Below are 11917 nucleotides of genomic sequence, written 5' to 3'. Positions count from 1 at the left end.
CGGCGGTTGGGGTGGGGGGTGAAAGGGGCTGTCCGCGGATTCGTCGGCTATCCAACGTTTTGGGAAGCCGAGGCGAGTGGGGTTCGATTGTCCCGCACATCAACAGCGGGTTATACTGACGGGGGCCTCATACTGACCCATCACGAAGAATTCGATGAGTAGTTGTATATATTGACAGGCCGTTGGTGCCCTGGTCGGAGCGCCATCTGGCGGCCACCCATCCGAACTCTATGAACGTTTCGGATCGGCGGGACATCGTGTATAAACGGCCAGAATTATTTTAAAGGCATTTCGTATGGTCGCGACCACTGAGACTCTTGACGGCTGGGACCCGCTGGACACCACCGTTGGGGCTGACCCAGGAATGATGATCAGTGCGCAGCGCCGAGAGATCTCGAATATCCTGCGAAGCTACACCGGTTATTACGACTTGTTTGCCGAGCTGCTTCAAAATGCGTTGGACGCAGTAGAGAAGCGCCTAAACGACGAGGCGACAGCCTACCGGCCTAAGGTCTGGGTTTATATTGATTTACATCAGCAGTCCGTTCAAGTCACAGATAATGGTTGCGGAATGAACTTGCAGCAATTGCGGCAATTCCTGCGGCCGAATTTCTCATTCAAGGCTGGCGCAGTCACTCGTGGCAACAAAGGTGTCGGTGCGACCTATCTTGGTTACGGCTTTAATTCACTCTATGTGAGCACGAAAGTCGAAGGAAAGATTGTGTCGGGCCGTATCGAAAACGGACGCCGGTGGGTCGATGATCGAACCGGCACGGTGCCGCGTCCGGTGATCAATGCCCGCCCACCTCACACCGACGCATTCAGCGACATCGATCAGGGCACGGCGATTACAATTCAGCTTACAGGGGACAACATACGTCCTGGCAATCTGGCATGGTACCAGGCGACCACGGCGGAACAGTGGCTAGCTCTTATGAGGATAATGACGCCATTAGGTGGCGTATACTTGGACGGCACCACGTCGCCCGCCGTTGACATTTACATCAAGGTTTCCGACCAAGCCGGGAAGGTCTCAGAGGCCACGTTGTCGGCACCCGAATACCTATATCCGCATAATCTCATTCAGAGGAGCGGGTCGATTGTTGCGTTTATCAAAGACCAAAGGGTGAAGGCAGCGTCCGGCGCGGATCTCTCGAAGGTTCCGCCCAGATTTAAGGGCCTCAATGGCCTATACGGTCTTTGGACAAACGCTGAACTCCTCGGCGAGATAGAGGGCTATTGCCCAATTAATCTCAACCTGACGCTTGATTTAGCAGAACGCGAGTTGGCGAAGTCGTCCGGGATTTCCATCTACGTGTATCTTGCATTTTCAACTGAACTTTGGGATGCGCTGAACGATAATCAATTCAAGCTTCGAAAGGGCGCAAGGGTTCTACGAGGCGGTCTGCAACTTGCTACCAGGCATATGCCTCAGGGGCTACCGTTGACGATCCCTATGACGAACAACGTCGGCTTCCAGAACCTTGCCCACGTGATTATACATTTTGAAAACGCTGAACCCGATTTGGGGCGGAAGGGCTTTCAGCCGGAGTTTGCTCATCTAGCCGAGAAAATCTCCGTATCGGCTGTCACCGCGTTCCGGCGCAGATACAGCCTTCTCCGCAAGCCGGGTGTAGCCAAGATATTTAACGACGAATTGAAGATTGACCAGTGGATCAAAGAGCAGGAGCAGCACGAGATCGACCACGCTCTCTCGATCAAGGGCGCTGGTCTATTTCTCCCTGCTGAAGAACTGCCAATCCGTTCGGAGCCACTCGTCGAACAGGATGTGGTGGCTCTGTTCAATCAGATGCTCTCGTCTGGTCTCGTTCGGGGGGTTCACTTGATATCTAGTAGCCAGTACATGCAGTACGATGGGCTCTACCGCGTGCGAATGGATCCTCCGTTCGATAAATATATTCGATCCGCAACAAACCCACTTGGTATTGACGAAGAGGTCTTTGCAGGCAATTTACCACTGGTAACCAAGATTAAGGTTCTAGAATACAAATACAATCTAGATGGTCTGGTTGAGGAACTGCAGTCGGACGTTAAGGATGTCAATGAGATCGGCCTGGTCGTCGCCTGGGAGATTGGTAACAAGTGGCGTGAGATGTTTGACGTGACATGCCTGCTGGATGAAGACACAACTCATCATCGGCAAATTCACGGCACCACCCACTCGTTCACCCATTCCGTGTCTGGCGCACATGCATTCGAAGCAGTCATTCTTCACGATCTCAGTCGCTTCATTTTAGATCCTGCTAAGGAGCAGGCGCGGCAGCGGGAATATCTGCAATCCGATGTCCTTTGACGTCGACTGATATCCGACGAGCATCTGGTATGGGAGCCAGTTCGGTCGAGGAGTTGCAGGTCGATCTCGGTGTCTGGATGCGAGACTACAACACGGTTCGAACCCATCAGGGGAGATGGCACTATGGCAAAACCCCGATGCAAACGCCCAAACCCCGCCTCTAGGGAGAAGCCCGGCCTGTGACCGCTGCTGAAATTCTTGCCGCCGCGATTGATCCCGTTGCCCGGGCGATCGTCAACCAGATACCCGGTGCCGTTCTCGGAGTCGTAACGACAGCCGGCGATCGTGCCGTCGAAGCTTTTGGCCAGGCGCAGCGTGAGCCACAGCCCGCACCGATGCAGCGCGGCACATGGTTCGACCTCGCGTCTCTCACCAAGGTTCTGTTCACGACGCCCACGATCCTGCGTCTGGCGGCTCAGGGGCGCATAGCGCTGGATGACCGACTGACCGTCGCGATCCCGGACCTGCGGCAATACGACCCCGGCGCGGCGGAGCGTCGCCTGACGTTCCGGCAATGCCTCAGCCATCAGACGCATCTGCCCGCGGTCGAGCCGCTCTACACATACGGCCAGGACCCGGCGACGTTGCGCGCCTTCATCCTGCAGCGGGTTTGGCGGGAAGGACCGCCGGTCTATTCCGACATTAATTTCATGCTGCTAGGCATTGCCATCGAACGGCTGACCGACTGCCCGCTCCGTGAGCAGCCATTGCCGCCGGGACTGACGTTTCACCCGGACCCGGCCGAAACCGCGGCCACCGAACGGTGCGCCTGGCGCGGCCGCGTCATGCGCGGCGAGGTGCATGATGAGAATGCTTTCACGCTCGGTGGTGCCGCGGGTCATGCGGGCCTGTTTGGCACGATCGACGGCGTGCTCGATGCCGCGTCCGGACTGTTGCAGGGCGCCGAACCGGGGCTGATCGGCATCCGTGAGAGGCAATCGGCCACCCGCACCCTGGGCTGGGAAGCGCGGCATGAGGGATGGTCTGGCGGCGACAGGTGCTCTGACGAAACGATTGGCCATACGGGCTTCACCGGCACCGGACTATGGATCGATTTCCGCCGAGGGGTTGCCTGGGCACTCCTGACCAATCGCGTGCATCCGACACGCCACCGGGAAACCGGCATCGGGGATTTGCGCCGCCAGGTGGGTGACCTGATCGCCGGCGTCGCCGCGTGAGCAACAGCCGATGGAGAAGCCGCATCGCGGCCATCATTCTGATGTTCGCTGTGCCGGCCCAGAGCATGGCGGCATCGATTGATGACCTGCTCCGCGCCTATCCGGATGCCTTGGCCGGTTTCGACGGTGCTGACCTGATCTGGCGTGACGGTACCCGCATGCCGGTCGGCGACGGGCTGCCGAACAAGAGCATGGAGGAGCAGATCCGGCACGGCTCCATTCTCGATCAGTTGCGGCTGGTGTACCCGGTGGGCGCACCGCCGCTGCCGGCACCACAACAAGATCCCGGCCGGGTTCGCAACCAGGCGTTCTTCAACAAGATGTATGGGAACTGCAAGGCAGGGGAGGTCGCGCCGAAGTTGGTGCCCGTGGTCTGGTTGCCGAAAACCTGGGGACATACCGTCAGCATTACGTCGGTCAACGGTGTGGATCGGGAACTGGCCGCGGTTTCGCGTGAACTCGATGCATTGCCTGCGGAGGACAAGAAATACCTCTATCCGCCGGGTGGGACCTACAACTGCCGGCCTGTTGCCGATACGGATCAAACCAGCATGCATGGCTGGGGCGCCGCGATCGACATCAAACCGGCTTATTCGAACTACTGGCTATGGCGCCGAACCGCCACCGGAATGCCTGCCTATGTCAACCGCATCCCGCCGGACATCGTGGCGATCTTCGAGCAGCATGGCTTCATCTGGGGCGGCAGGTGGGCGCATTTCGACACGATGCACTTCGAGTACCGCCCGGAACTATTGGGCTACGACCCCAAAGCGGAGCAATAGAGCGTTTTGTTTGATCGCATGATTCACGCGCTCTGGACGTTCCGCCCAGCGCGATCATGCTTTAGGCTCTGCGCATCACTCCATTCTATCGCGCATAGGCCACCTGAAGCACGACGAACCAGTCGAAGCGGGTGTCCACAAGGGCGCCGTTCGGCTCCGCGAGGTGGCCGTCCGGCGTGACCGGGATATGCTTCATCGTCACCGCGTGATCGACGTTGCCGCCAATCACGCTCAGTTCGCCACCCGGCGGGTTCGCGACGACGATGTCGCAGTGTGCCGGAAACGGCCGCGCCGGCAGCTTGTCGAAACGCATATGGCTCGCTCGGTCGCGGCCGGTGCAGATGAGGTCCCCCAGCGCGGGCGCGTAGTCGCTGGGGCGCCGAGCGGTGATGACCCAGCCTTGCTCCTGGCCCAGGGCCTGCCGCGCCGCGGCGTCGATGTAGACGTAATGTGATTCCGCATACGGGAAACCGTCGCCGGCGCCCGCGATGCGCATCACGTACGATATGAAGGCGGCGGACCAGGCGTGATAGTCGCTTTGATCGGCGCTGAACTCGGTTCCGACGGCGTCGTATTTGCCGGCCCATGCCGCCGCTGGCCGGTCGGCGTTCTGGCCCAGCCACCAATACTCGCCCACCCGCTCCCACAACCCGGGCATCCGTTCGGGCATCTGATCCTCGGGCAACGGCGGCCGTGAGCCAGGCGGATCGTCATCGACGGGTTTGCCGAACGCGAACCATTCCTGCATCGCGATCGCCACCGCGTCGGTTCGGGTCAGCGGCTCGTAGGGCACGCGGGCGAAATCAGGCACGTGATAGAGTTCCGGGGCCGTAAGCTTCGGTGCGCCCGGGGGAGAAACGACCTTCGCCGCGCACCCTCCGAGAACAAGCACTGCCGTCAGGGGATAGAAAAGACTTCGCATCGGTGTCCTCGGGGCCGCTTCGTGGCGTAAACGAATTTCGGGTTCCAATCGTTCCACTACAAGCGGAATGTCCCCCTGTCAGGCCACTGCCCCGACCCGCACCAGAACGCCCTGCCGAACCAGCGCATCCTGCAATGGTCCGACCGGCACGTCCCGCACCTTCACCCCCGAACCGGCGGCGAGACCGGCCGCCACGCCGGCTGCCTGCCCGGTCATCCAGCACTGCGGCACCTCCCGCAGGAACGAATGGCTCGTTGCGTCACACGATATCGCCCGTCCGGCGACCAGCAATCCGTCCAATGCTGCCGGCACCAGGGCGCCATAGGGCACCGATACCACTGGATATTTTGGTGACAGCGACGGCGACACGCCGATTTCATCCGCTTGGGCCACTCCCGACGCCCAATCTTCCCGCGTGACCTGTGCCGTGCCTACCAGGCGGCGCGCATGGCGCACGCCGGTTTGCGGAGCGGACAGCATCATGAAGGCGGCCTCGAAGCCGGGCGCGTGTTCGCGGTAGACCGCCAGATGCGCGGCCATCAGCCGATGCGAGCGGATGTCGACCTCGGTCAGATCCTCGACGTCCACCGCGGAGTAACCCGCCAGCCGCGGTCCCATGAACAGCGCCACCTCATTCCGCCAAGAAACAAAGGGGCGCTCGAACAATCCCCCGCACGCGGATCGGCCTCTTTCCATGAAGGCGGCAAAATCGGCGGGGCGGGAGGTTTTGAAATCGATCCAACGCCGCATATCGACGCCGCCCAGCAGGAAAGCCGTGTTGATGCAGTGATGAATGTCCCGGGTATCGACATCGGAATAACTTGTCGCACCGGCGCGGTGGAAGATGTCGCCGTCACCGGTGCAGTCGATGGTCACGGCCGCCCGGATCGCCTTCCGGCCCTCCTTGCTTTCGAAAATCACCCCTGCCACGGCGCCGTCCCGCATCAGCGGCATCGCCCCCCAGGCATGGAAGATCAGGTGGACCTTGTGCTCCAGCACCAGTTCCTGAGACGCCAGCTTCAGATGTTCGGGGTCGACGGTGGGCGACCAGGTGACGATGCCGTGATAGGCGGCGGTGCGTTCCTTCCAGTAGGCGGCGGTGGCTTCGTCCTGGGTGCCCCACAGGCCGCGCGGCGGGCCGGCGACGGCGTCTTTCGGCAGGCGGTCCAGCAGGTCGTTGGCGATGCCCTGGATCACCTGCTGGCCAGTCCAGTCGGTCATGCGGTCGATCCAGATGACGAGGCCGCCGGTGGAAAGACCGCCGAGGTGGTTGTGGCGTTCGAGCAGGATGACATCGGCGCCGGTCCGGGCGGCGGCGATGGCCGCGGCGGTGCCGGATGGGCCGCCACCGACGACGAGCACGTCGCAGTCGCGGAAAATGGGGATGGACCGAGCGGGTTCCTCGACCAGGCCGAGGTCGGGCCGTGGGCGCCGTTCCAGCCGGCCCTCGGAGAAGATGCCGGATTTATACATCAGGTGTCCGCCATCGCCGTCGATCTTGCCACTCACGCGCGCGCTCCTCAGTCCTGTCGTTCGTCCCAGGATACAGGTTGGGGCCGATTTGGACTATGCCGGATCGGGGGGCGGTCGGCACTCACGCCTTTTTATACGAAGCACATCAAAGTCGTGGGTGGCCGGGCCAAGTCCGGCCAAGACACATGGGAGGCCTGTGCGTTTATTCGCCCACCATGACGGCGGGAGGCTGGTGTTATGCCTCGCCGATCGTATCTTCGTGATCAGGACACACGCATTACGTGTTTGCATGCGTTTCGATTTCGGCCCAGCGCTTGGCAACCGGTATTACGAAACAAAAAGGGGCAGGCAGATGTCGTTTGCACAATACACCGGCCGAAAATCCCTCGAAGCCATCGCCGCGAGCGCCGAGGGTCACGGCAAGGGTCTGACCAAGACACTCGGACCGTTCTCTCTCATTGGACTGGGCATCGGCTGTATCATCGGGGCCGGTATTTTCGTGCTTACGGGCAAGGCGGCCGCCAATTACGCGGGTCCCGCGATCTCCCTGTCGTTCGTTCTTTCCGGCATCGCCTGCGCCTTCGTCGGCCTGTGCTACGCCGAGCTGGCGGCGATGATCCCGGCGTCCGGCAGCGCTTATACCTATGCTTACGCGACAGTCGGCGAAATATTCGCCTGGATCATCGGCTGGGACCTGATCCTGGAATACGGCATGGGCGCCGCGACCGTTGCCGTCGGCTGGTCCGGCTACTTCGCCAGCTTGCTCAACAGTTTCGGCATCCACATACCCGCCCAATGGGCCGAGGCGACCGGGGAGGCAGTGAAACTGGCCGACGGATCGCCGGGGACGGCCATCTTCAACCTGCCCGCCGTGGCGATCGTCCTGATCCTGACCGCCCTGTTGATGCTCGGGACAAAAGAATCGACACGTGTCAACAACATCATGGTCGCGTTCAAACTGTTCGTGGTCGGCGTCGTCATCGTGGTCGGCGCGTTCTACGTGCATCGGGCCAACTGGACGCCGTTCATTCCCGAAAACACCGGTACTTTCGGCAGCTTTGGCTGGAGCGGCATCCTGCGCGGTTCGTCGGTGGTGTTCTTCGCCTATATCGGCTTCGACGCCGTCTCGACCGCGGCGCAGGAGGCGAAGTCGCCGCAGCGCGACATGCCGATCGGCATCCTCGGCTCGCTGATCATCTGCACGATTCTTTACGTCCTCATGGCCCTGGTGATGACCGGCATGATCCCCTACGCAAAGCTCGGGGTTGCCGATCCGGTGGCGGTGGCGATCGATGTGACCGGTATCGGATGGCTGTCGGTGCTGGTGAAATTCGCCGCGCTCGCCGGGCTGACGACGGTGATCTTCGTGCTGTTGTTCGGACAGGCACGTATCTTGTTCTCGATCGCCCAGGATCGGCTGCTGCCGGGGTTCTTCAGCGCGGTGCATCCCCGCTTCCGGACGCCGTTCGCCAGCCAGGCGCTGATCGGTGTGATCGTGGCGCTGATCGCGGCCAGCTTCCCGATCGGGCTGCTGGGGGAGATGGTCAGCATTGGCACGCTGTTCGCGTTCCTGCTGGTGTGTCTCGCGGTCATCCATCTGCGGCGTCATTCGCCTCGGACGACGCGGCCCTTCAAGACGCCCGGCGTGCCGTGGGTGCCCATCCTGGGGATCGCGTTCTCACTGCTGCTGATGTTCGGTTTGCCCTTGGCCACCTGGCTGCGGCTGTTGGTGTGGCTCGTTCTTGGGCTGGTGATTTATTTTGGCTATGGACACCGGCACACCCTGCTGCCGGCGGCGCCCGCCGAATGAGTTTGAAGCGGGCCGAACGGCTACACCCGGACGATCCGCGGGATGGGGATCCAAAGATGCGTGCCAAGCTGCCGCAGCGGGGTCAGTTCGGGCACGATTTCGGCGGCGTCCGGCCAGGGCAAGATGATGAGGTCGTCAGGTGGGGCGGTCATCAGGGTCTGTAGCGGCACGATCGGGACTTGGCTGCCCGGCAGCAGGCGGCCATGGACGGCGGGATCGGGATCGGCGGCACAGGCGATTTCCCTGGTCGTGATGCCGCAGCAATTCAGCAGCATGTTGCCCCTGGTCGCGGTGCCATAGACGGCCACGCGACGCCCGGCCGCGCATCTGATCTGTAGAAAGTCACGGAATTCGGACTGAGCCGCCGCGAACCGGGCGCTGAAGCCGGAATAGATGTCCCGGCGGTCCAGTTCGGCGAAACCCTCGGCCTGGCGAACGGATTTCAGGCTTGGACGCGCCGCATGCGGTCCGTCGACGTGGCAGGCGTGAACCCGGAGCGTGCCGCCGTGATCGGGCAGGCGCTCCGCATCGAACACACGCAGGCCGACGGAGCGCGACACGTGCTCCAACACCCGCAGGGAGAGATAGCTGTAGGCATCGTGGCGAAACGCGTCGAACTGCGTGGCCTGCAGCAGGGACAGCAGATGCGGTACTTGCACGCTGAATATGCCGTTCGGCCGCAGGATGCTGGCCACGCCGGCGGCGAAATCGAACAGGTCCGGTACGAACGGCAGCACGTTGTTGGCGTAGACGAGGTCGGCGCAACCATGCCGTACTGCGACCTCCATCGCGGTTTCGGTGTCGAAGAACGCGATCCGGGTGGGGATATCGGTCGCGGCATTGGGCACGGGGCCGATCCCAAGGATGGGGATTCCGGCGGCTTGAAAGGGATGCAGCACGGTGCCGTCGCTGGCGCCGATCTCGATCACCAGCGACTCGGCATCCAGCCGCAGTCGCTTCCGCATGGTTTCGGCATCGTGCCGTGCGCGGTTCAGATAGATGGTGGAGCGCGCTGGGCGGTGGGGTTCAGGCGGGGCGGCGGCCACGGGGACGTCGGCGGTCTGCACCAGCGTGCAGTCGTCGCACATGCGGATGTGCAGGCGGTAGGATGGGTGATTGGCGGTGTCGGCGGCCTCCGTGCGGTTCGCCAGCGGGAGGTCGCCGAGGTCGATCAGCGTGCGGTGAAGCCGAGCGCCGCAGAGACGGCAGGCGGGTTCGGTCGCTGTTTGGGGCCAGGAGCGAAGGGCTTGCGCCGCGGTGTCCATGTCCGGTCAGGACACAATGAGGGGGAGGGTCATGGTCGCGGACACGTCTTTCCTGCAACGGGTTGGCCAGGAAACGGTTCGTTTTGTCCACCGTGCCTGACGCGGTCGCGCTTCTCGCTGCCCGGCAGAATACAGGGGATAGGTAAACGAAAGGTTTCTAACGGGGTGAAATTCGCGGCTGAAAGCTGGAGGTCCAGGTGACCGTGGTGTCCGATAGGGCGATGGCGTGATGGGCGAGCGCGGGGGCCAGCAGCGCGTTGGGGTGGGTCGATGCCATGGCCAGCGCAGTGGCGGGATCGGTCAGATTCCAGGCGATCAGGTTGCGCACGGCCTGGTCGAGCCTCAGGGCGGAGCCGGCCAGGTTGGTGGTGCCGGGGACGCGGACCGAACCGTCCGGTGCGTGCTGGATGGTCATGTCGGCGAACCTGTAGAGGCCGGGTGGCGCGGCGGCGGCGGCCGTGGCGTCGGTGACCAGGATGGCGCGGTGCGGGGTTTTAGCTCTGATGAGGACTTTCAGGGCCTCGGGGGGGATATGGATGCCGTCGGCGATGAAGCTGGCGTGCAGCCGGTCCTGCGCCAGTTGCGCCATCAGCGGATTGAGGAATTTCGGCTGCGGCTGGGGAAGGGCGTTTCCGAGATGGGTGCTGAGGGTTACGCCGGCTTCGGCCGCCTTGGCGGTCTCGGTGTGATCGGCTGCGGTGTGCCCCATGGCGACGACCATACCGTTGCTGCGCGCCCAGGCGATGAGGGGGATCGCGCCCTGGCGTTCCGGCGCCAGGGTCAGCAGCAGGATCGGGCGGCGGAGGTCCTTGGTCAGACGCACCAGCACAGCCGGGTCGGGTTGGATCATGGCGGTCGGCGGGTGACAGCCGGCATAGCCGGGGGTGGGGTTGAGGAACGGACCCTCCAGATGAAAACCCGGGACCATGACCGAGCCGAGACGGCTGTTGGCGACGGCGGTGTCGAGGGCGGTGAGGCGGGCTTTGAGCGTGGCCTCGCCGGCAGTGATCAGGGTGGGCAGGCAGGTGGTGACATTGGCTTCGCGCATGGCGTCGAGCGCGTGGTCGAGGGCCTCGGCGGTCAGGGTGTCGTCGTTGAAGTCGATGCCGGCATAGCCGTTGACCTGGAGGTCGGTGAGGCCCTGGGTTTGCATTCGGTTGCTGTGGGAGGGAGGGGCGTTGGGTGTCAAGCGGGTCATCGGGCGGCTATCTGGTACACCGCCTGCCGGACGGCCTGGTGGTCTGCCATCGGCAGTGCGTCGACCGTCGCCTCCCGCCGTAGCGAGACGCCATCCACCGCCGGGCCGTTGCGCACCATTGCCTCGATCACCGCCTGGTCTACCGTGGGGTCGAGTCCGTCACGCATCGCCACCGACCAGTCCGGCCGCAGCACCGCCAGTGCCGCCAGCATCGCGTAGGCGCCCCAGTGAGAAACGCCGGTGGCGATCAGAAAATCCGCCGGCACCACACAGCCGATCGTTGCTCCTGACGGCACATATTGGACGATCGGCAGGCTGCCCATGCCGACTTCGTTGCCGCCGTCGCCGATTGCGATCGTCCGCCATGGGCCGGCGCTGAACAGCCGGTCCAGGGGCGCGGCGTACGCGGAAATATCGACACCGCGCATGTTCCGCATGCGGCCGTCGGCGGCGGGACCGCAGCGTTCGATGGCGATTACCCAGTCGATCCCGGTCTGGCGCCAGAGTTCGATCAATGCGTCGACGGTCCCGCTTGGCGCAACGGCGTCGATGGGGACGTCGTCGGCGCCTGCGGCGTTCAGGGCCTCGCGGCAGGCGGATTGGCAGATTGTGTCGGTCGCCAGGCGGCAGGACAGGCCGGATCGGGTGAAGGCCAGCGCCATCAGGGCGGCGCCGGCTGGTCCATCGGTTTCGGCAGCGGGCGGATCGGCCGATGGCACGAAGAAACCGGTGATCAGGCCGATTTTGGGGACGGTGGTGGCGGCGAGGGCAGAGGTCGCGCGCCATAGGCCGCCTTGGGTCGCCTGGAAGACGGCGTTCATTCCGCGGCCGACGTCGCGGTGGATCAGGGTTTCGATCTGGTCGATCAGGGCTTGCATGCTGGTCTATGGGGTGTGCGGCGCGTTGGATCGGGCGGGCGGCGGTTGGCATTTACATCCGCAAGGCGTGGATGGCGGGCCTTCGCCCGCCATGACG

Annotated in this window: 9 protein-coding genes and 1 pseudogene; 5 read left to right on the top strand and 5 right to left on the bottom strand. The window is 63.0% G+C overall.

Translation table 11 applies throughout. The annotated features are described in order from the left end of the window. Positions 1-295: 295 nt before the first annotated feature. From GSQ89_RS18995 to GSQ89_RS18985, 4 genes and pseudogenes are all read left to right on the top strand, one after another. Positions 296-2314, top strand: coding sequence for an ATP-binding protein (locus GSQ89_RS18995; RefSeq protein ID WP_158928088.1), 2019 nt, complete (start codon positions 296-298; stop codon positions 2312-2314). Between the two features lie 41 nt (positions 2315-2355). Further along, positions 2356-2478, top strand: a pseudogene (locus GSQ89_RS39300) (IS481 family transposase); the annotation flags it as partial. Between the two features lie 15 nt (positions 2479-2493). Continuing rightward, positions 2494-3492, top strand: a complete 999-nt coding sequence (locus GSQ89_RS18990; RefSeq protein ID WP_216856271.1) for a serine hydrolase — start codon at positions 2494-2496, stop codon at positions 3490-3492. Continuing rightward, entirely contained in the window at positions 3489-4274 is a 786-nt protein-coding gene (locus GSQ89_RS18985; protein WP_216856270.1) for a M15 family metallopeptidase, read from the top strand. Before GSQ89_RS18990 ends, GSQ89_RS18985 begins: the two co-directional genes overlap by 4 nt. Positions 4275-4359: 85 nt before the next feature. Here the strand turns inward: GSQ89_RS18985 and GSQ89_RS18980 are convergent, their stop codons facing one another. After that, on the bottom strand, positions 4360-5196 hold the full coding sequence (locus GSQ89_RS18980; protein WP_158928086.1) for a DUF2272 domain-containing protein: 837 nt from the start codon (positions 5194-5196) through the stop codon (positions 4360-4362). Between the two features lie 78 nt (positions 5197-5274). After that, positions 5275-6705, bottom strand: a complete 1431-nt coding sequence (locus GSQ89_RS18975) for an FAD-dependent oxidoreductase (RefSeq protein ID WP_254073278.1) — start codon at positions 6703-6705, stop codon at positions 5275-5277. A 316-nt stretch (positions 6706-7021) separates the two neighbouring features. Between GSQ89_RS18975 and GSQ89_RS18970 the strand changes: the two genes are divergently transcribed. Further along, complete coding sequence (locus GSQ89_RS18970) at positions 7022-8479, top strand: amino acid permease (RefSeq protein ID WP_158928084.1); 1458 nt, start codon at positions 7022-7024, stop codon at positions 8477-8479. 20 nt (positions 8480-8499) lie between these two features. Here GSQ89_RS18970 and GSQ89_RS18965 read toward each other — a convergent pair whose 3' ends face one another. The 3 genes from GSQ89_RS18965 to GSQ89_RS18955 all read right to left on the bottom strand — a co-directional run bounded on the left by GSQ89_RS18965 (position 8500) and on the right by GSQ89_RS18955 (position 11820). Beyond that, positions 8500-9744: a class I SAM-dependent methyltransferase gene (locus GSQ89_RS18965; protein ID WP_158928082.1), complete on the bottom strand. Its 1245-nt coding sequence runs from the start codon at positions 9742-9744 to the stop codon at positions 8500-8502. A 157-nt stretch (positions 9745-9901) separates the two neighbouring features. Continuing rightward, positions 9902-10897, bottom strand: a complete 996-nt coding sequence (locus GSQ89_RS18960) for an N-acetylglucosamine-6-phosphate deacetylase (protein ID WP_158928080.1) — start codon at positions 10895-10897, stop codon at positions 9902-9904. Between the two features lie 41 nt (positions 10898-10938). Further along, positions 10939-11820 carry a glutamate cyclase domain-containing protein gene (locus tag GSQ89_RS18955; protein ID WP_158928078.1) on the bottom strand — a complete coding sequence of 294 codons (882 nt, stop codon included), beginning with the start codon at positions 11818-11820 and terminating at the stop codon, positions 10939-10941. Between the last annotated feature and the right edge of the window lie 97 nt (positions 11821-11917).

This window comes from Acidisphaera sp. S103 (assembly GCF_009765975.1).
Classification (GTDB): domain Bacteria; phylum Pseudomonadota; class Alphaproteobacteria; order Acetobacterales; family Acetobacteraceae; genus Rhodopila.
The sequence above is the reverse complement of the archived record's forward strand: the minus strand, read 5'-3'. Positions and strand labels throughout refer to the sequence as shown.

Excerpts from the sequence above, each read along its gene's own strand:
- GSQ89_RS18995 (WP_158928088.1), top strand. The coding sequence starts at position 296 with ATGGTCGCGACCACTGAGACTCTTGACGGCTGGGACCCGCTGGACACC.
- GSQ89_RS18980 (WP_158928086.1), bottom strand. The coding sequence starts at position 5,196 with ATGCGAAGTCTTTTCTATCCCCTGACGGCAGTGCTTGTTCTCGGAGGG.
- GSQ89_RS18970 (WP_158928084.1), top strand. The coding sequence starts at position 7,022 with ATGTCGTTTGCACAATACACCGGCCGAAAATCCCTCGAAGCCATCGCC.
- GSQ89_RS18965 (WP_158928082.1), bottom strand. The coding sequence starts at position 9,744 with ATGGACACCGCGGCGCAAGCCCTTCGCTCCTGGCCCCAAACAGCGACC.
- GSQ89_RS18960 (WP_158928080.1), bottom strand. The coding sequence starts at position 10,897 with ATGCAAACCCAGGGCCTCACCGACCTCCAGGTCAACGGCTATGCCGGC.
- GSQ89_RS18955 (WP_158928078.1), bottom strand. The coding sequence starts at position 11,820 with ATGCAAGCCCTGATCGACCAGATCGAAACCCTGATCCACCGCGACGTC.